This window comes from Paenibacillus brasilensis (genome assembly GCF_009363115.1).
Lineage (GTDB): Bacteria > Bacillota > Bacilli > Paenibacillales > Paenibacillaceae > Paenibacillus > Paenibacillus brasilensis.
This window is the reverse complement of record NZ_CP045298.1, coordinates 4,493,881-4,512,644: the sequence shown is the minus strand read 5'-3', so window position 1 is coordinate 4,512,644 and position 18,764 is coordinate 4,493,881. Positions and strand designations below refer to the sequence as shown.

At 47.8% G+C, this 18,764-nt stretch carries 17 protein-coding genes; 7 read left to right on the top strand and 10 right to left on the bottom strand.

The features are described from left to right. Positions 1-285: 285 nt before the first annotated feature. The 5 genes from GCU48_RS21515 to GCU48_RS21495 form a co-directional block, all read right to left on the bottom strand. Positions 286-561, bottom strand: a complete 276-nt coding sequence (locus tag GCU48_RS21515; protein WP_007430133.1) for a WXG100 family type VII secretion target — start codon at positions 559-561, stop codon at positions 286-288. Between the two features lie 247 nt (positions 562-808). After that, positions 809-1,345 (bottom strand): WXG100 family type VII secretion target, encoded by a 537-nt coding sequence (locus GCU48_RS21510; RefSeq protein WP_025716876.1) that lies wholly within the window; start codon positions 1,343-1,345, stop codon positions 809-811. Positions 1,346-1,350: 5 nt separating this feature from the next. Next, on the bottom strand, positions 1,351-2,193 hold the full coding sequence (locus GCU48_RS21505) for a hypothetical protein (RefSeq protein WP_152381394.1): 843 nt from the start codon (positions 2,191-2,193) through the stop codon (positions 1,351-1,353). A gap of 16 nt (positions 2,194-2,209) precedes the next feature. Beyond that, complete coding sequence (gene essC, locus GCU48_RS21500) at positions 2,210-6,205, bottom strand: type VII secretion protein EssC (protein WP_152381393.1); 3,996 nt, start codon at positions 6,203-6,205, stop codon at positions 2,210-2,212. Positions 6,206-6,272: 67 nt separating this feature from the next. Continuing rightward, on the bottom strand, positions 6,273-6,593 hold the full coding sequence (locus GCU48_RS21495; protein WP_010346287.1) for a hypothetical protein: 321 nt from the start codon (positions 6,591-6,593) through the stop codon (positions 6,273-6,275). A gap of 393 nt (positions 6,594-6,986) precedes the next feature. Here GCU48_RS21495 and GCU48_RS21490 point away from each other — a divergent pair, with 393 nt between their 5' ends. Continuing rightward, the gene (locus GCU48_RS21490; protein WP_025716873.1) at positions 6,987-7,226 is read left to right on the top strand and encodes a hypothetical protein; all 240 of its coding nucleotides are present in this window, start codon (positions 6,987-6,989) and stop codon (positions 7,224-7,226) included. 130 nt (positions 7,227-7,356) lie between these two features. Here the strand turns inward: GCU48_RS21490 and GCU48_RS27095 are convergent, their stop codons facing one another. Further along, positions 7,357-7,506 (bottom strand): hypothetical protein, encoded by a 150-nt coding sequence (locus GCU48_RS27095; protein WP_167518739.1) that lies wholly within the window; start codon positions 7,504-7,506, stop codon positions 7,357-7,359. A gap of 217 nt (positions 7,507-7,723) precedes the next feature. On the opposite strand from GCU48_RS27095, the gene GCU48_RS21485 reads away from it, so the two are divergent. Then, complete coding sequence (locus GCU48_RS21485) at positions 7,724-8,713, top strand: flagellar motor protein MotB (protein WP_244315815.1); 990 nt, start codon at positions 7,724-7,726, stop codon at positions 8,711-8,713. 82 nt (positions 8,714-8,795) lie between these two features. Here the strand turns inward: GCU48_RS21485 and GCU48_RS21480 are convergent, their stop codons facing one another. From GCU48_RS21480 to GCU48_RS21470, 3 genes are all read right to left on the bottom strand, one after another. Further along, the gene (locus tag GCU48_RS21480) at positions 8,796-9,134 is read right to left on the bottom strand and encodes a L,D-transpeptidase (RefSeq protein ID WP_025716871.1); all 339 of its coding nucleotides are present in this window, start codon (positions 9,132-9,134) and stop codon (positions 8,796-8,798) included. Positions 9,135-9,216: 82 nt separating this feature from the next. Next, on the bottom strand, positions 9,217-10,314 hold the full coding sequence (gene rsgA, locus GCU48_RS21475) for a ribosome small subunit-dependent GTPase A (protein WP_152381392.1): 1,098 nt from the start codon (positions 10,312-10,314) through the stop codon (positions 9,217-9,219). A 494-nt stretch (positions 10,315-10,808) separates the two neighbouring features. After that, positions 10,809-11,378 carry a DUF2087 domain-containing protein gene (locus GCU48_RS21470; RefSeq protein ID WP_152381391.1) on the bottom strand — a complete coding sequence of 190 codons (570 nt, stop codon included), beginning with the start codon at positions 11,376-11,378 and terminating at the stop codon, positions 10,809-10,811. Between the two features lie 218 nt (positions 11,379-11,596). On the opposite strand from GCU48_RS21470, the gene GCU48_RS21465 reads away from it, so the two are divergent. The 3 genes from GCU48_RS21465 (at position 11,597) to GCU48_RS21455 (ending at position 13,657) form a co-directional block, all read left to right on the top strand. Then, complete coding sequence (locus tag GCU48_RS21465; RefSeq protein ID WP_152381390.1) at positions 11,597-12,577, top strand: YpdA family putative bacillithiol disulfide reductase; 981 nt, start codon at positions 11,597-11,599, stop codon at positions 12,575-12,577. 13 nt (positions 12,578-12,590) lie between these two features. Continuing rightward, entirely contained in the window at positions 12,591-13,034 is a 444-nt protein-coding gene (locus GCU48_RS21460) for a DUF441 domain-containing protein (RefSeq protein ID WP_025716867.1), read from the top strand. Between the two features lie 110 nt (positions 13,035-13,144). Then, a complete protein-coding gene (locus tag GCU48_RS21455; RefSeq protein WP_152381389.1) occupies positions 13,145-13,657 on the top strand; it encodes an ADP-heptose synthase in 513 nt (170 codons plus the stop codon). 131 nt (positions 13,658-13,788) lie between these two features. Here the strand turns inward: GCU48_RS21455 and GCU48_RS21450 are convergent, their stop codons facing one another. Beyond that, positions 13,789-14,091: a HesB/YadR/YfhF family protein gene (locus tag GCU48_RS21450; protein ID WP_152381388.1), complete on the bottom strand. Its 303-nt coding sequence runs from the start codon at positions 14,089-14,091 to the stop codon at positions 13,789-13,791. A gap of 584 nt (positions 14,092-14,675) precedes the next feature. Here GCU48_RS21450 and GCU48_RS21440 point away from each other — a divergent pair. Then, the gene (locus tag GCU48_RS21440) at positions 14,676-16,433 is read left to right on the top strand and encodes an ABC transporter ATP-binding protein (protein ID WP_152381387.1); all 1,758 of its coding nucleotides are present in this window, start codon (positions 14,676-14,678) and stop codon (positions 16,431-16,433) included. Further along, the gene (locus GCU48_RS21435; protein WP_152381386.1) at positions 16,433-18,514 is read left to right on the top strand and encodes an ABC transporter ATP-binding protein; all 2,082 of its coding nucleotides are present in this window, start codon (positions 16,433-16,435) and stop codon (positions 18,512-18,514) included. The genes GCU48_RS21440 and GCU48_RS21435 overlap by 1 nt, the downstream gene beginning before the upstream one ends. The last annotated feature ends 250 nt before the right edge of the window (positions 18,515-18,764 follow it).

The window sequence follows — 18,764 nt, the reverse complement described above, 5'->3', positions numbered from 1 at the left end:
TCCTTATATCGTTCAGTATGCTAGTTTCCTCACTTTATTATAAACATCTGTGGATGGCAAGAAAACCGGGTGTCCTAAGATCGCCCGGTTTTCTTAAAATATTAAGAAAGTATACGTTTGACGTTATCCTCTGTTCTTATATTTATCTCAGAAATGGATATCATCCTGATAAAGGACAGCCAAACCGTTTCTACTTGGAACCATCTATACTAAACCGTGAGGAATGGTTCACATATTGCTTCTTCATAGAGTGGTAAAGTTATAGAGAAATGCCTGGCTGGCAGCTTACTTCGCTTGGTCAACCGTACGGAATTTGTTAGCGATAGCCGTCAATTCCTGGCTGATGCTATTCAAAGTCGTTACGAAAGCTTGCATTTGTTTGCTAGCTTCCTGAAACTCTTGGAAGAAACGTTGCTTGGTCATACCTTCCCATTGACCTTCCATACCTGAGATGGACTGTGTCAGACTGGAAACGATTTGCTGGCTTTGCTCACCGCTTTGTTTAAATTGGTTAGCCACCTGATCAACCTGTTCTGGTGTAATTAAAATGCGTCCTGCCATTTTTATGAGTCCTCCTTGATGATAAAAAATTTTTATTGTTTAACTGGTTCAAATTGTACTATGGTTATTGAATTCCCTACAAAAGGCAAAGGTCCTAAATGCAATTATCCCACTTTTCAACTATATAACAGCATCTAACAGTACGATCCTGACAAAACAACACCTAATAAGTCCCAAAAAGCCGGGAATAATGATATTATTCATTCGAACCTCGCAATCGAACAAGATCATCACGGAATTAAACCTGCTATGCGACAGGTTGATCTCTCACTACAGACGGGTCCGTAAAATACCAATCCTGTGGGCTGCCAGAGGATGCCTGCTCCAGAATATCCTGATTCAGTGTTCCTACATCCGAAGACGGTATGCCGGTAATGGCATGTACGACAGACTGCGGGTTTGAAATCAGACCGCTTCCTTCCGAAGTTTGCCCGGGCAAAATAGACGGGGATTGCTGATTCGACCAATCGAGCATCGTGACAGGTCGTCCCAATGACTGACTGGCAAATGACAGTATTGTTTGATAGTTGTGGTCAACAGACTGAAACTCCTCTGCCTTTCGGTTCAGTTGTGCACCTGATGTATGGAGGTAAGCATGAATCTGCTCCGACATTCGCTTGGCCTGCATCCAATGATCCAAGACCGTCTCACGTGCAGATACATCCCAATCCAGCGATTGTAACGCCTGCTCCAAACCTGCTGTCAACTGTTGAATTTGCTCCGCCGCATGCTGTAGCTGCCCGCTAAGCCCCCGAAGCACATCCGGTTCAACTCGAATGCGCATATCCATCACCCCTCTTCTGTCGCTTCTTCAGTTACTGTCGACTGTCTCAGCCAATTTAATAATAAATCCACAAACTGATCCCTCGAAGTCATAGCCGCAATAAGCCAGTCTCCATTACCATTAGAGCTCATACGAAATATCCAGCTCATTGCAGGACACAGGACAAAAGCTGCCCGTTGTGATTCCCACTCTCTGCCGTTCCAAACCAGCAATTGCAGTTCTCCTTCAGCTACTCGAGAGCTTAAAGACTGAGCCAGCTTGGCAGCCCCCTCCGCATCTCCGCTAGCTTCGGTCAGTTTACTGCTGATTAGAGACACATTCTCTCCTTCAGATTGCTTATAAATTTCATTAAATGCCTGCTTGGAGAACATGAGCGCAGGAGATTCAGGCACAAGCCGATCGACCCAGCCCATTTCATCAATCAATGATTCACATGCCTTTTCCACATTACCCAGATCGTACAGGCGATACTCATCGGGTTCATCAGCGGATTTCACAAGCTCCACCACACGCTCGTTCGTGCAATGAAGGTAGCCTTCAAACCGCTTGCCTCCCCGTGTATAGCGTATGTGGCAAGCCCTGTTGGATAATCCGGCGATAGCAACCCTCGAAAAAACAGTAGGGGGCATTGCCAACTCTTTGCCCTTATCTACCCGTTTTAGATAACCCTTTTCCAGAAGAGCAGCTTTTACCTGTTCCCACTCTTCTGCCAACTCCTCCGCTAGATAGCCCTTAAACGGATCTTCCACCCCAAGCAATCTGTCAGAACCCAGCACGCCTGCCAGAAAAAACAGTTCCTTCGACTTGAGGGTTATTAACTTCTGCTTGGAAGCTTGAAACGTTAACATTATGAGCCACCTCCCTTCAAACTACAACATGCCATCGGTCACGAATTTTCGTTATCCAATCCTCACAGCTCACTTGCTCTGAGAAAGGAATTGCCGCTTTTATCCTGGTAAATTTGCGCCGTACGTAGTATCCCTGTCCAGGCGGCAGGACTTTTAGGCCACCGGCAGCGGCATTCGCTTCCGAATAGGGGATACGAAAGAACGATAAATCATTCGAATCCAGCGTTCCAAAAAGCACACCGCTTTGACTTGCTTTGACATCATTGAACCAGTCTACCCCAAAGGTTGGGAAATCAGATGGCACACCCGATAGCACGACATGCACATTACGATCACGTCCCAACCGTACAATGGCGGAGAGCTGATCCTTTATTATAAAATCGTTCAGCTGTTTGCTTAACATATCCGCATCATCAATAACCAGCAGTAACTCGGGATCATTACCATCCTTGCTCCGCTGTTGAACAATATCATGCACTTGCTGTACCAGAGGCCCAATTTCTTCCTCGCTTTCAGCCGCAGCCTTGACATGAGGAAGATGCCGCAACCGCGATAGTCCACCGCCTCCATAGCGGGTATCAAGCGTAAAGACTTCCAACTGTCCCGGTGAGGTGTAATAAGCCAGCGACAGGATCCAACTCATGAGAAAGGAAGTTTTTCCTCCCTCCATAGGACTGCCGACGATAAAATTAGGACCCTCTTTCAGATTCAGGAGGAAAGGCTCAAGATCGTCACTCTGTAGACCTACAGGCACCTCATAAGGGAGCGCACCGGAAGGCCCACTTGTTCGATCCCACTGCTGTAGCAGTTCCGCTAGCGGAATACGCTCAGGTAACGGGAGAATGGCTGGAGCGTGCGCTCCTTTCCATTCCTGCACAATGCTCGCGATATTGCGGCGCAGCTGTGCCGAACGTTCCGTCTCATCTCCTCCCGGTGAAGGCAATGCCGTCTGGAACTCAAGTGGTGGAATATGCCCTTTTACCAGGGCACGGCCCGGAATTAAAGATCCTGGCGTTTTCGCCGGTCGTCCTACCGCGTAATAATAATCACTCGGGTCAGACAATTCAAAAGAAACAGCATTCGGAATGTTACTGCGGAATTTCTCAAACACATCCGTAATCCGATTGGCAGTGATGATGAACGTGATACCCAAACTGCCACCTTCACGCAAAAGTGATTCCAGCAGTTCATTTTCATCCGGATAAGCATTACGGAAATTAAGGTAGCCATCAATAGCTACGACAATTTGCGGTACATCCTCGACCGCAGAACGACGATACGAGCTTATCGTTTTGACGCCAGCTTCGGAAATCATTTCCTTGCGTAAAGCAACCAGCTTGAACAGATAACGGAACAACCGCTTGATCCGGTCGTCCTCCTCTGCCATCATAACAGCACCGATTTGCGGAAGGTCCCCAAAGTCGCGCATCGTCCGACCCATGTCAATGATATAACCGTTCCACCGGTTCGCATCAAAGCGCTGAGCTGTCGACATCAGCAGTGTCTGTAAAAAGGTCGTTTTCCCCATGCCCGGCATGCCGTACACCGCCCAATGGCCATGATCCAGTGCTGCATAAATCGACTCCTGGCGCTGATTCGGCAAATCGTCGACCAGTCCGATGAGCGCCTTTAGCTCCTCTGGAGCTGATGCACTATCCATTTGTGTACATGGAGACAAATGAGTTAAATCAAGCAATTCAGGCAGTGGAGGAAGCCACGGTCCCTGAAGCCGCTCAATTCCTGCTTTAGCAGCCTCATTTGCAATATAATCAATGAAGATTTGAAGCTGCTTGGGAGCCTCTTCTCCTTTTAAGCCTGAGCTTGCACGTTCGCCGCCCGTCAATAGCGCTTCACGTTTCCCGTTCAGTCTCACTTCATGTACAGGCAGTGCAGAAGAAATATCGCTGTTGCCTATATACGGTGCCCCGCTCCAGGCAAACTGCATCTCTTCAAACACCTCGTCGCTGCCGACTTGAAAATACCCTCGTCCCGGCTTGGTAATCCACGCCGCATTCGGTATTTTCAGCATATCACGGCTATCGCCTTCGCTCTGCACCCGAAGACAGATACGGAATCTGGAGTTACTCCAGATTTTATCATCAACGACCCCGGCGGGCTTTTGGGTTGCCAAGATCAGATGGACACCCAACGTCCGCCCAATCGCTGCAATACTGATTAGCTCGTCCATAAACTCTGGCTGATCCCGTTTTAGTTGTGCAAATTCATCAATTATAATAACCAGATGAGGCAGCGGCTGTTCGTGCCGCTGCCGGAGTAATCTATAATACTCATCAATATGCTGTAAATTGCCTGCATCGTTCAATATTTTCTGTCGACGAACCAGTTCTGCCTTGAGAGATATTTTGGCACGTTCGATCAAGTTATTGTCCAAATTCGTAATCGTACCCACAACATGCGGCAGGTTGACGAACGTATTGGACATGCCGCCGCCCTTGTAGTCGATCAGCATAAAAGCAAGATCATGCGGGTGAAACTCAGCCGCAAGCGAGGCCACGATAGACTGAATAACCTCACTCTTCCCTGAACCCGTCGTCCCTGCGATCAGACCGTGGGGGCCATGTCCCTGACGTTCTATTTTATCATGTAGATTAATCATAATCTTCTTGCCGCCTGCTCGCACACCCATCGGTACGGGTAAAGTATCAGGGTGACGGTTGCGCCGCCACCGCTCTGTTACATCCAGTTCCTCCACATCCGCTACGCTCATCATATCAAACAAAGGCAGTACAGACGGAATATCCGAAGCCGAGGAGCGCTTCAAGCGAATAGGAGCCATATACCGTGCCAATGCATCAGCTTCCTCTTTGGACAAACGATCCGGCTTAAAACTCTGTTGTTCAACCTCTGCCGATTCTGATTTACGGGCATATACTCCCTGCTCCTTGGAAGCCTCCACAATCAGCTGACACTGCATCGGCAATGCTTCCTTACGGGAAGCCAGCACGATCGTGCATGCATCAATGGCCCGTCCGTCCTCTAGTAATAATGGAAGCAAGGGCTCTTCCTCAATGAGCTGACTGTCGGACAAAACAATCACATAGCAAGGGACTTCCATCCCTTTACCGTGACGCTCGCTGCGATTGTTTTTACGGCGGTTCAGCCTGGCAAACAGAAAATCAGCTAATTGATGGGCGCTGCTGCTACGGTCTGACATCATCCGCTGGGTTCTGTCATCATCCCACACATGCGGAAGCCAGCGCATCCAGGCCCATTCACTTTCCTCCCGCTCATCATAAAAGGATGCGATTTTCACTTCATCCGGCGAGTGACGCACAGCCACCTGCGCCAGAATCACTCTTAAGGCAGCAAGAGTGTGCTCTCGCTCACCGACCAGTCCTACCACTTTGGATTGAAACAACGGTAATGCGATGGAAGCAGCATCCACCAGACGGAACTCTTCCTCCAGCTCATCCGCAGCCCCGAGCAGAGGGTCACGGTCGTAGCCGTCCGGACGCGGGATTTGCAATTTAATATGAAAGGGAACTTGTCCAGTCCCGATACGGACTTGTAAAAAATCCTCATCCTCCGGGGATCGTTCCCAAAGAGAACTGTTGCGGTTTTTGACGATTTGAGCGCATATTTGTGGATCACCGTGAATTTCATACAGCGTGCGAATTTGTTCCTCACGCTTCAATTCAAGCTCTTCACGATGCTTCTGAAGCTGTTCCCGGTACATCCGGTCACGTTCCTCCAGCTTGCGCTTGTATTCCTTCTTATTATTTAGGTATACGAAAAAAGGAATCGTATACGACGTTAGCATCATGACCACCGTAACCATCTGAAACATCAGATAGTTACTATTGCCCATTTTGCCCGTTCTGCTCATATATACATAAAAACCTACAGTCACCAACGTCATCATTAACGGAATAAGTATAGATATAATAGAAAAAGACGGCTTGCTCGGCTCAGCCGGAGGCCGTAAAATCTCCAGCTTCTCCTCTCGGAGCGCCGGCCTTAATCTCGGGGATCGCTGGTATAATACATTCAAGACAAAAGTCCCCCTTTTCGCTTACTATTTCATTTTACCAAGGTTTCATATAATTTCATGTGTGTATTTACCCATTTTTTTCGTTTTGAAACAGCGAACGCCGTCCATATACAGGTGCTTCGTCCTGGGTTGTCGAAAAGGCACGCTGAATACGCACCGTACAGCCTTCCCGCAAGCCTGCCCCTGTAAGTAGCTGGTCGTCCTCCACTCTGAACCAAAGCCCCTCCGGGAACTTTGCTTCCATAATATACTGCATTCCCTCTGCCGGAGGCTCCCCAAAAATGCGCACACCCAGCATCAGCTTCAAGTGCTCCACCGAATATTCATCAGCTACCTCGATGTCAAACCACTCTGTTTCCTGTCGTCCTGAAAGCACGGTCAGGATCATCTGTCATCCCTCCCGATCCTTAATTTATACAGTAAAGTTCACACAAAAAGCCTATTTTCGATAGAAAGATGGCTATCGTAACTGTAGCATTCACCTATTAGACTGTCAATTTGTTACAAAATGCCCACTCTCAAAATAATATAAAGCCTTTAGTCGCATTTTACCAAATGATAAAGAGCCAATTGTATCACAAATTCATATTTAATAGTTTTAAATAGTCGTATCTACGTCATTTTGTCAATTGGATAGAACTAAACTCGATTGTTATCCAGATTATTGTGAACACTTTGTAAATTTCTCAGACCTTTATGTTTTTATAAGGTGTTTTTAAGGTAATTTTAAGAAACGGGCTCTACAATAAAGCCATGAAATAACTCAGGCGAGGTGATTTTTGTGAGAACATTAATTACATTTCAAAACAAACGTATTCCCGTTTACTTCAATCAAGATAACAAGCAGCCTATGCAAAAAACATTGAAACTTCTAAGCAACACTTTGGAGAACAAAATCTCCAGCGGCAAGCGTGCCCTTCAGAAATGTCTTAACTCTTTGATCAGCATAGAGATTATTGGCTGTGAAGCCATCCTGCATAGCGTTAGTGAAAATGATTCATTGGCACTGTCCCTCTACTAAGAGGGACTATTTTTTGTCTGAATACAGACAAAAAAAAGAGAGTGCTCTCGAGCACCCTCTCCATATCAGCGAATTTGAAACATGAACGATGTGACTTTGCCGTCATCTGTGCATTTTGATCTGATTCTGCTTATAAAACTCTGCGATAGCCTTTTTTAGCGCCTCGTTCCTTCTTCTGCGCCTTCTCTATTCTTATTCTAAACAGTTCCAGTAAGTTAGCGCGTGTATATTCTTCCCGGCAGTTGTCCAGCTTTTTCAAAATAAAACGGTCAATGGACATATGACTCAGGCTCCTTTACAGCATGCTGTCCCTGCTATTCTGGGGATGATCAGGCTATCCATTTTTAACCATTCTACTGGTTGTTTAAACATGTACGCTTCTTGTAGGATACGGCAGGAGGTAGATTACATCCCCTTTAAATCGGGTAAATACATAGAGTTTCAAAAGTTTGATACCACTTAAGCTGATAGCTACAGACAAGGAGCGAGCAGAAATCATGAGCACACGCCGAATGATCAAAATAGGTTGTAACCTGATATACATTTTATTACTTCTAATTATTCTGGCTGCGTGCAGCAGGGAAAAGGCATCTACCCGGAGTATCGCACAGCATGAAACAGAAGCACGCGCTTATACTGTCACCGGCAATCCGAATCAGAGTGCATTAACCCTGGATGAGCGAGCTGCCAGCCGTTCCCCCGTGCATCAGCAAGGCAGCAGCTATGTCGAAATATCGGGGAACGTGAGTATAGACGAAAATACCGTCAAGGTTACAGGACACTCCAACCTCCCCGCCGGAGCACGGATTAAAGGGAATCTCGCGCTCAAAAACTCCCTGTTAACCGGATACACAGATGAGACAGCGATCCAAAAGGACGGAAGTTTTGTACTCCGAGTGCAACGACCTGGCATACAGGGCAGTATGGATCTGACCGTTCTGTTTCGCCCGGACGATCAAGTCGATGCGATACGAAATCTTTATGGCAGCGGCGGTAACAAGCTGGAAGGACCATATGTATATCAATACGAGGAAAAGGAACGGCTATTGCAAGAAGTGCGGATTGGCGCTGAGCTTGATCCCGAGCAGGATCGCACTACTCCACTGGTTAAACCTGTCTGGAACAAACCAGAAGACTACGGCAGCCCTCAGGTGTGGATTAAGCCTGATGTGAAACAAGAAGGCAATTATTATCATGTCTATGCACGCAGCAATTTGCTGGAGGGTTCCGATGTCAAGCTCACGATTGATTTCCCGGGGCGATGGCAGTTTGGCTACGACGACCAAACTAAAGTCATGCCTGACGGCTCCTTCAGCATGAGGGTCAAAAAACCGAGCCTTGCCAACCGTTACACCCTGGTCATAAGCTATGAGCCGAACGAAGATATATGGATCAACGCCAAGCAGGTATATGGTACACGGGGAGAACGTCTTTCGGGATCGTTAGTCAAAGCTGCGAACGACAAAGAGGGCTCCCAAGCGGATTGAAGCCCGTATCCCTATCCAGCCCAAATCGTAATGGGCCAGCGCACATAGCTAAAAGTCGAACTCTTTGTCGGTCAGTAATCCGCTAAGACTGGATCGTGACAGGTGTGCCCACGCTTACCTTCTCCTGAAGCTCAAGCACATCCTTGTTCTGCATTCGGATGCAGCCATGTGACACCATCTGGCCAATAGATGAAGGATCATTGGTGCCGTGAATGCCATAATGCGGCTTGGACAGCCCCATCCAGAACGCTCCGAAAGGGCCCCCAGGATTGGGCTGTTTGTTAATGATCGTAAATTGTCCATACGGTGTCTGTGTAGCCAACTTACCGATACCGACCGGATAACTTTGCACGATCTGACTGCCATCTTTTAAATACAAACGACGCTCCGATAGATCCACCAAAATGCTGTAATTCGGCATATGCTCACCCCTTTACACCATATGCCGATTAGTTCATCAATTTTCTTGTATTTTTACAAATGATATTTCAATGCAGCTTGGCTTACCACTCCACATCCCGTCGCCAACCACTTCGCTGATCCCTTCGGCCCGTGGTTGTGCTGGTACGGCTATCCTTTCTCCGCCGATCCGCTTCCTTGCGTGCCTGATATTCCAGCTCTCGCTGCATCTTGCGATAATTGTTCACCCTCGATTCTGACAGTCCCCCCGTCTGCACAGCTTCCTCCACTGCGCATCCAGCTTCCCCCTTGTGCTTGCAATCCGCAAACCGACAATTTTGCGCTATGTCGGTAATATCGGCAAAGGTATGAGCGACGCCCGTGGAATCATCCCACAGATTAAGCTCACGCATGCCGGGCGTATCCAGCAGGACAGCTTGCTTGGCGATGGGAAAAAGCTGTCGGTGAGTTGTCGTATGCCGTCCCCGGCTGTCTTCCTCCCTCACATCCTGTGTAAGCTGAACTTCGGCCCCGGACAGCCAGTTCACAATCGTTGATTTACCGCTACCGGAAGAGCCCGTCAAGGCAATGGTACAGCCGGGTTGAAGAAACGCCTCCAACTGCTCCCTACCTTCGTTTTGCAGAGCAGAAATAACGATGACAGGGACACCGGGAGCTACCCCCTCCGCTTCTGCGATCCGTGCTTCAACATCGTCACATAGGTCGCTCTTACTCAACACGACCACCGGGTTCACCCCACTGTTCCAAGCCATAATCAAATACCGTTCCAATCTGCGCACATTAAAATCATGATTCAACGCATTTACGAGAAAGAGGGTATCCACATTAGTCGCTATCAGCTGCTCCTTTGTCTCAAAGCCCGCAGCCTGCCGGGATATTCGGCTTTTGCGCGGCAGGACGGCATGAATCACAGCATCCGACACTTCATCCGGTGTAGTGATCGCCACCCAATCCCCGACAGCCGGCATTTCGGCGGGATCATCAATGATATGACGCAGCTTGCCAGAAGCGGCTCCCCAGCGTTCCCCATCCATCGTGATAAGCTTGACTTTTTGACCATAATCGGCGATCAAGCGGGCAGGCCGTAGCTGTGAATGTCCTGCACTCTCCTCAAAACTTTGCTTCCATTGGTCCCAATGACCGTTCCAATAATCAGACCAACCGTATTCATGTATACTCATCGTTTTCCTCCTGAGAGTTATCTTTGTTTTTTTGATCTTTGTGTTGTTCGAAAATAGCGTTGTTCGAGATGTGAACCTTTTTTCCCGCAAGCAAACAATGCAAAAAATCCGCAGGGAAATCCCTGCGGAGGATGTATTGTATGGCTAAGGCCCATATGATCCGTCGTCCGTTCATTCAAGCAGTCTTACACACGGACCACTTCCCGGAACCAACAACCGTAAAAGGACACCTAACCATAAAAAATCCGCAGGAAAGCACTCCCTGCGGATTTCGTTGGTTCTACTGTCCAACCAACTGCTGAGCCAAAACTATATATTATATAGTCTTAGCTGAGCATCGCCCGTGCGGGAGACAAGTCATTCTGCTGCTGAACCCATCCGTTCTTGTTCGTATGCATATAACATCGCCTCCTCCTAAAATTTCCTTTATCATACAAGTCGATAAATCGTCTGTCAAGCCTGCCGCGAAACTTTTTTCAGTTTTTTAGTTTCGTTTAGGGCACCTGATCCCAGCGCGTCCACATCTCACGTGGATTCAATTCGTACATTTCCCGTTCCCTGTACATAAACTGATGCATAATCAGCTCACGTCGAATCGTCGCAAAATCCTCATGGTACTGTTTTATCCGCTCGTTTAATTCACGTTCAGGATAAATGCGGCCCGGCTCCAGCTTTTCTGCCAGCATCTGAAGCACGATCAGCTTTTTCTTGTACTGTGCAGGAATTTGGCGCAGCTTGCCGTCCTTGGCAAAAAAATTACGTAAAACCGTCGCCTCCAATGTTTCATTAAGCTCTGACATTTCTTCCTCACCCTCTCCCTTTTCGAAGATAAAACGTACTGTCGCCTCGGCATGCTGCCGGATCAGCTCCGGGTTCAATGTAAAATAAACCGTATTTTTCTCCCGTCGTTCTTTGATTAATCCAGCCTCACGGAGTTTGGAAGCATGATGCGTAACAGTTGGTTGGGATAAATTCAGCTTTTTTGCCAACGCTTGACCATGCATCTCTCCACGGGACAAAAGGAGTAATATACGCATATGCGTCGGATCAGCAAGCGCAATCATATCCCTCCATTACTTCTTCCTGAAATCGGCTGGATATTATGTGCGCATTGCGGTAGGATTATTATTTGAAAACTTCTTACATACCTGTGTATTTTTCATCCATTTAGAGAGCAGTTTTCATGGATCAAAATGCAAATCGGAATGATTCGAAAGTGATGCACAATGCTGATCCTGCGATAAATTAACGCAGTACACCAATACATTGGAGGTTCACCTATATGCACGACGTAATCGTTATCGGTGGCGGTCCATGCGGGCTATCCGCTGCCATCGAATGCAGCCGCAAAGGTTTGCAAACCGTTATTATTGAAAAAAGCAACATTGTCCACTCTATTTTTCTGTATCCGACGAACATGCAGTTTTTTAGCACCGCCGAACTGCTGGAGATCGGTGATGTTCCGTTCAGCACCCCTAATGACAAGCCTTTTCGTCATGAAGCCTTGGCGTATTACCGTAAAGTAGCGACACACTATAACCTGAACATTCAGCATTATGAGGAGGCTCGATCCATTGCTCGTCAGGATGACGGTACATTTACTGTTCATACCATGAGTAAGCGTGGAAAATCCCAAACATATTCGTCCCGCTATGTCGTAGTGGCTACAGGATATTTTGACCATCCGAACTATTTGGGCATTCCTGGGGAAGAATTAGATAAAGTCACTCACTATTTCAGCGAAGCCCATCCTTACACAGGAACCCGGGTCGCAGTCATCGGTGGCAGTAACTCCGCAGTAGATGCAGCGATGGAATTGGTACGGGTTGGGGCTACGATTGATATGGTATATCGTCGGACCGAGCTTTCTCCATACATTAAGCCGTGGGTGCGCCCACTGTTTGACAGCATGGTACAAAAAGGAAAAATCACGCTGCACTTAGGTGCTCGTATTACGGAAATTCATCCAGATCATGTAGTAGTCACTCCGCAGGATGCAGAAGCATTCCGATTGGAAAATGATTTTGTGCTGGCACTGACCGGGTTTCACCCGGAACGAAAACTACTGGAATCTGTCGGCGTCCATATGGCCGAAGATATGGATAAACCCGAGTTTGATCCTGCCACGATGGAAACGAATATACCAGGTATCTATGTCGCAGGCGTGATCGCTTCCGGCAGCAATGCCAATGAGGTATTCATTGAAACAGGTCGCTGGCATGGACGTCAAATTGCTGAGCATATACGAAGCCAAACGAACTAAGGAGAACACTGAAATGGATTACAGCTCACTTATTTTACTGGCGCTAGCTGGTCTTGGAATTATCAGCGGCAATTCCACCGTAACCATCGCCATGGTTGTATTATTGCTGTTGCGGGTAACCAGTTTTCATTCTGCTTTCCCTTGGCTCGAAAAGTACGGCTTGACGATTGGAATTATTATTCTGACGATTGGGGTCATGACTCCGCTAGCCAGCGGTAAAATCAGCATTAATCAAGTGATGGACTCCTTTATGCACTGGAAGTCGCTGCTTGCGATTGCCATCGGCATCCTGGTAGCCTATCTTGGCGGTCGCGGTGCAATCCTGATGTCTGGTCAGCCTATTATTGTGACAGGTCTGCTTATCGGGACTGTCATTGGCGTTGCCTTTTTTAAAGGAGTTCCTGTAGGGCCACTTATTGCCGCCGGATTGCTGTCTTTGTTGATCGGCCGCTCCTAAATCCTTGGCTGAGGTCATATATAAAGCAATCTGCATGTCGGACTGAATTTAGTCCCGCTTTTGTGTTATACTCTTATCGCATAATTTGGTAAATGCAGGAGGCTTGACCGATGTCTCGACAATTTGTAACGGAAGCTGTAATGGTGGCCATATACGGCCAGTTGCTTACATCTCCCGCCCCTGTGGAATATATAGTGCCTTATACATCGCTGCTGGAGCTATACGAGTTTCAGGATAGCGCGGAGCCTCTTATGGATAATCCTATGGACGATCAGCATGTGAAGCGAAAGGTAAGTGAGCTTATCAGCTATTTTGAAGAACCATTGAATCAGAAAAAAATACGGCGTGCCCTTCAGATGCCCTGGGCCAAAAGCTTGCCCATTCTTTTCGATGCCAACACCTCGCTCATTGTTATTAATGCTGTGGATACGGCGCACTATGGGGAATATTTTGATCCAATCGAAACCGAGCTGGTACTGACCGCCCAGCGTGAAGCATTGCCCATTTTGACAGATCAATTGGACTGGATTCACCGCATTATTGAAGCTTCTGTACCTGTACATGTATATGACATTGATGATTTTGATTTTGCGGTCGACGATCCGATGTTTAACAACCCTTAACATACGCCTCATCGCCTTAAACACAATAAAGCGGCGAAGTATCTTACGCAGGTTAACCCCTGCAGCACGATGCTCCGCCGCTTTTTCATGTCGATGAACAGCTCTTGTATACTATTTTTGTCGTTGGGACATTACACTTGCGCTTCCTCGGTGTAGGTGTAAATAATGTCATCATGTTCCTCTAAATACTTGACTTGCAGATCATGACCCTTCAGATACCAGTAATCCTGATCCTCCATATAAAACGTAATGCCAGCCGCTTTATGCTGCAATACGGGATGCTGCGGAGGCTCTACGGAAATTCCCAGAGAAAAGCCTGGATGCAACCCGCCGCCAGAACTGTAGCGAACAAAAAAACGGATCGCATCTCCTTCATTCAAGCCAAGCTCCTTAATGTACCACTGTGCCGCAGGTTCAGTTACCTGTATACTCATGCGTTGCGCTCATCTCCTTGTACAATGAAATCCTGTTAACTATATCATAGCATCTTTTGGAATGACCACCAACCGCCCTGCTCAAGCTGGTCTTTGGATACAGTCATATACATTTTTTTGAAAAAGGTTTGACAATTCGCAAAAAAGGGTGTTAAGATTCAACCATACGAGATCCATTTTGAAATTTATTACAATTTGAACGCTTACTCGCGTAAGAATGAACCCAATTTGAGGAAGAAAGGAGTGTTTCCGGTGCTAAAATTCCATATTACATTTTACCCACATCTACACACACAACAACTTCATACCGGAGCATCTCCCCTGTCGCACCTTTCGGAATTGGGCCATTTACGTTGTATGGTTTAATGCGAGTGGTTGTCTGTGCTTGAGCAGTTTTTCAGTGGTGAGTGTGCTGAAAATACCTGCGCGCCATATGATATTGAGATTTAAGGCATATCGTCTGCGGACGGTATGCCTTTTTTGTGCCTGTTGCCCGATGAAGTTCGTGGCAACAAGCTACTGTTGTTTTTTCAAAATGGTACACAACTCTCGAATGAGCTTGTTATGAAAGGATGGGATTCCTCTTGTTTTCGGTATTCAAAAATTTAGGTTGGTTTTTTAAAAGAGAACGAAGCCGATATTTCATTGGATTGTTTATGCTGATAGCCGTTGGTATTGTAGAGCTGGCTCCTCCTCGGCTGCTAGGCAGCGCCATTGATGAGATCGTGCGCGGTACCATTTCCTGGTCCTCCCTTTGGCGTTATATTTTTATGATTTTGGGTATTCTCGCCGTCATCTACTACGTTACGTACATATGGATGCACAAGCTGTTCGGTGGTGCCAATCTGGTGGAGCGTCTGCTTCGCACGCGCTTCATGAATCATCTGCTGCGGATGACGCCGCCTTTTTTTGAGCGTAATCGCACAGGTGATTTAATGGCTCGAGCCACGAACGATCTGCGCTCCGTAGCCAGTACAGCAGGCTTCGGCATGCTGACACTGACTGACTCCACGGTCTACCTGACCGTTGTACTCGTTGCCATGGGCACCCTGATTAGCTGGAAGCTGACACTGGCGGCGATCCTGCCATTGCCTTTTATTGCGCTGGCCATGAGCATTTACGGCAAAGCCGTTCACGAGCGCTACACACTCGCACAGGATGCATTTGGCGATATGAACGACCAGGTGCTGGAATCAGTGGCAGGTATCCGGGTCATTCGCGCCTATGTCCAGGAGCGGATGGATGAAAAGCGTTTTGCAGATATTACCGAGGATGTATTTCGCAAAAATTTGGCAGTCGCCCGAATGGACGCCCTCTTTGAACCCACAATCCGCTTATGCGTAGGACTTAGTTACGTCATCGGTCTCGGCTATGGAATTTATCTGGTATTTCATAACGATATCACGCTGGGCGAGCTGGTCTCCTTTAATATGTATCTGGGGATGATGATTTGGCCGATGTTTGCCATCGGCGAGCTGATTAACATCATGCAGCGCGGTAGCGCATCTCTGGATCGGGTCAATGAAACGCTCCATGTCCAGCCAGACGTACAGGATGCAGCCCATCCCGTATCGGTTAATCGTCCTGAGTCCATTACGATAAAAGACGTTACCTTCCGTTATCCCACCTCCACTGTCGATAATTTGTCGCATGTGAGCCTGAATTTGAAACGTGGTGAAACGCTAGGCGTTGTCGGTCGGACCGGCAGCGGGAAGTCCACCTTGCTCAAACAACTTTTACATGAGTACCCCACAGGCAGCGGTGATATTTTAATTTCTGGCACAAGGCTGGAGGACATTGCCGTCGAACAACTGCACAGCTGGATCGGATATGTGCCACAGGAGCAAATTTTGTTCTCCAAATCGGTACGTGAGAACATTCAGTTCGGTAAACCTGGTGCAGATGATGACGACATTATGGAAGCGATCCGTACTGCCGCCTTTGATCAGGATCTGGGCACCCTCTCCGATGGACTGGATACACTGGTTGGGGAAAAAGGTATTGCCCTGTCCGGCGGCCAGAAGCAACGGGTCTCGCTGGCGCGCGCCTTTATCGGTGACCCGGATATTTTGTTGCTCGACGATGCACTGTCAGCAGTAGATGCCCGAACGGAAGCACGTATTATTGAAAATATCCGACGTAAGCGCTCGGGTAAAACAACCCTGATCTCCACTCACCGTCTCTCGGCTGTCGAACATGCAGACCGGATCGTCGTGCTGGAGCAAGGACGCATTATTGAGGAAGGAACCCACAGCGAGCTGCTTGAGGCTGGCGGCTGGTACCGGCAGCAGTATGAACGGCAACAAGTGGAATCTGATCTGACCTCAGGGGAGGTATCTTAATGAAACCCAATATCGGCAAAAGGCTGTTCCAGTACGCCCTGACGAGCAAAGCAGGTTTTATCGCTGCACTCATCGCACTGGCTATAGGAGTAGCCGCCGAGCTGGCCGGACCCTTCATCGCCAAAACGATGATCGACGACCATATGCTCGCTATAGAAAAACCATTTTATGAAACAACGAGTGTGGACGGCACTGTGAGCTTTGACGGAACCCATTTTAAGCGTGAAGACCGCTTTGAGCCCGGAGAAGCCAAAGGTCGCGAAGCGAGAATTTTGCAAGTTGACAAATCCTTTGTATTTGTTGATGGCTCGGTCCAAGTGGCTGACGGCAACCGCGCCTTTGCCAACGGTACACTGACAGTGACACGCGGCTCCGACACCTTTCGCTATGAAGCCAAGGCTTTGACTGCTGATGAGCTGTATAGCTTTTACAAACCGGAAATGCCCGGCATCTTTCAGCTGATTGGCTGGTATTGCTTCTTTCTGGTCGTTTCGATCTTTGCCGAGTTTGGCAAGACGTACTGGCTGCAATCCTCTGCCAACAAGGTCATTCAGAGGCTTCGGCTGGACCTCTACGCGCACATTCAGCGGCTGCCGGTTTACTTTTTTGACAACCTGCCCGCAGGCAAGGTCGTATCGCGTGTTACGAATGACACTGAAGCGGTCAAAGACTTGTTCGTAGCCGTACTGTCAAACTTCACCTCCGGTATTGTGACAATGACAGGGGTATATGTTGCACTCTTCCTGCTGGATTTCAGACTGGGTCTGATCTCCTTGTTCATTGTGCCGCTGCTGATCTTGTGGATTGTGTTATACCGAAAGGTTGCCACACGCTACAATACAATCATTCGATCCAGGCTCAGTGAAATCAATGCGATTATCAATGAATCTATTCAGGGGATGTCCATTATTCGTGTATTCCGGCATCAGAAGCAAACGCAAACCGAGTTCGAAGCATTGAATGATGACTATATGAAGCATCAGAATAAAATGCTGAATTTGAACGCTTTTACTTCGCACAATTTAGTCAACGTGTTGAGAAACCTCGCCTTTGCTGTGGTGTTGTGGTATTTCGGTTCTAAGGCACTCGGCACAACAGACAGTGTGATATCGCTAGGTGTCCTGTATGCCTTCGTCGATGTGCTCGGACGACTGTTCCAGCCTATGACAGGTATGGTCAACCAACTCGCTGTACTGGATTCGTCCATCGTGTCCTCAGGTCGGGTATTTGAACTGATGGATGAAACCGGAGAACCCGTGACAGACGGCACTATGCCGCGCTACAAAGGCCAAGTAGAATTTGACGACGTATCTTTTGCGTATAAAAAGGATGATGTGCTTAAGCATATTTCCTTTACAGCACAGCCCGGTCAAACGGTTGCCCTGGTCGGACATACCGGATCAGGAAAAAGTTCGATTATTAATCTGCTGTTCCGCTTCTATGATCCGCAGAAAGGTACGATCACCATTGACGGAACGCCTGTCAAGGAAATCCCTAAGCAATGGCTTCGCCATCATATGGGCATTGTTCTTCAAGATCCGTATTTATTTACAGGTACGGTAGCCTCCAATGTCAGTCTTGGAGACAGCCGCATCACCAGAGAACAGGTCGAGAAAGCGCTGCATGACGTTGGAGCTGACAAACTGTTAGCCCATTTGCCGCAAGGCTTTGATGAACCCGTTATTGAAAAAGGCAGCACGTTATCTGCCGGACAACGCCAGCTTATTTCCTTTGCGCGTGCGCTGGCCTTCGATCCAGCCATTTTGATTCTGGATGAAGCTACTGCCAATATTGATACCGAAACGGAGGCGCTCATTCAATCCGCCCTTGAGGTACTCAAAAAGGGGCGCACGACCTTTATCATCGCTCACCGTTTGTCGACCATTCGCAGTGCAGATCAAATTTTGGTGCTGCATCGGGGTGAAATTGTGGAGCGTGGTAGCCATGACGAGCTTATGGCTCATGGCGGTCGTTATTTCCAAATGTATCAGCTGCAGTCGGGAACGGTTGGAACAGATACAGACTCATCGTCTGCTGCACCTTCCGTGCAAGATGGCTTGCTTGCCGGCAAGATGCTGTAGCAGCCAGCAATGGCTGCGCGACCTCTGTAACATCCGGCAACCGGGCAGGTTCTTGCGCTTCGCAGAATGCGGTCTCCGGCCAAAGTGGACCCGGCTTGGCTGGCGGAAACGCTTAAGCCGGCTCATAAAGCTTGAAATAAACGATGTTTCCTTAGCAAAAGACCAGCATGATGCATTAAAAAACCAGCAAGTTTCTGTTGTAAATAGGAAACTTGCTGGTTTTATTTTTTTATATTATATTCCTCAAATC

Excerpts from the sequence above, each read along its gene's own strand:
- GCU48_RS21515 (WP_007430133.1), bottom strand. The coding sequence starts at position 561 with ATGGCAGGACGCATTTTAATTACACCAGAACAGGTTGATCAGGTGGCT.
- GCU48_RS21510 (WP_025716876.1), bottom strand. The coding sequence starts at position 1,345 with ATGCGCATTCGAGTTGAACCGGATGTGCTTCGGGGGCTTAGCGGGCAG.
- GCU48_RS21505 (WP_152381394.1), bottom strand. The coding sequence starts at position 2,193 with ATGTTAACGTTTCAAGCTTCCAAGCAGAAGTTAATAACCCTCAAGTCG.
- GCU48_RS21495 (WP_010346287.1), bottom strand. The coding sequence starts at position 6,593 with ATGATCCTGACCGTGCTTTCAGGACGACAGGAAACAGAGTGGTTTGAC.
- GCU48_RS27095 (WP_167518739.1), bottom strand. The coding sequence starts at position 7,506 with ATGTCCATTGACCGTTTTATTTTGAAAAAGCTGGACAACTGCCGGGAA.
- GCU48_RS21485 (WP_244315815.1), top strand. The coding sequence starts at position 7,724 with ATGAGCACACGCCGAATGATCAAAATAGGTTGTAACCTGATATACATT.
- GCU48_RS21480 (WP_025716871.1), bottom strand. The coding sequence starts at position 9,134 with ATGCCGAATTACAGCATTTTGGTGGATCTATCGGAGCGTCGTTTGTAT.
- rsgA (WP_152381392.1), bottom strand. The coding sequence starts at position 10,314 with ATGAGTATACATGAATACGGTTGGTCTGATTATTGGAACGGTCATTGG.
- GCU48_RS21470 (WP_152381391.1), bottom strand. The coding sequence starts at position 11,378 with ATGATTGCGCTTGCTGATCCGACGCATATGCGTATATTACTCCTTTTG.
- GCU48_RS21465 (WP_152381390.1), top strand. The coding sequence starts at position 11,597 with ATGCACGACGTAATCGTTATCGGTGGCGGTCCATGCGGGCTATCCGCT.
- GCU48_RS21460 (WP_025716867.1), top strand. The coding sequence starts at position 12,591 with ATGGATTACAGCTCACTTATTTTACTGGCGCTAGCTGGTCTTGGAATT.
- GCU48_RS21455 (WP_152381389.1), top strand. The coding sequence starts at position 13,145 with ATGTCTCGACAATTTGTAACGGAAGCTGTAATGGTGGCCATATACGGC.
- GCU48_RS21450 (WP_152381388.1), bottom strand. The coding sequence starts at position 14,091 with ATGAGTATACAGGTAACTGAACCTGCGGCACAGTGGTACATTAAGGAG.
- GCU48_RS21435 (WP_152381386.1), top strand. The coding sequence starts at position 16,433 with ATGAAACCCAATATCGGCAAAAGGCTGTTCCAGTACGCCCTGACGAGC.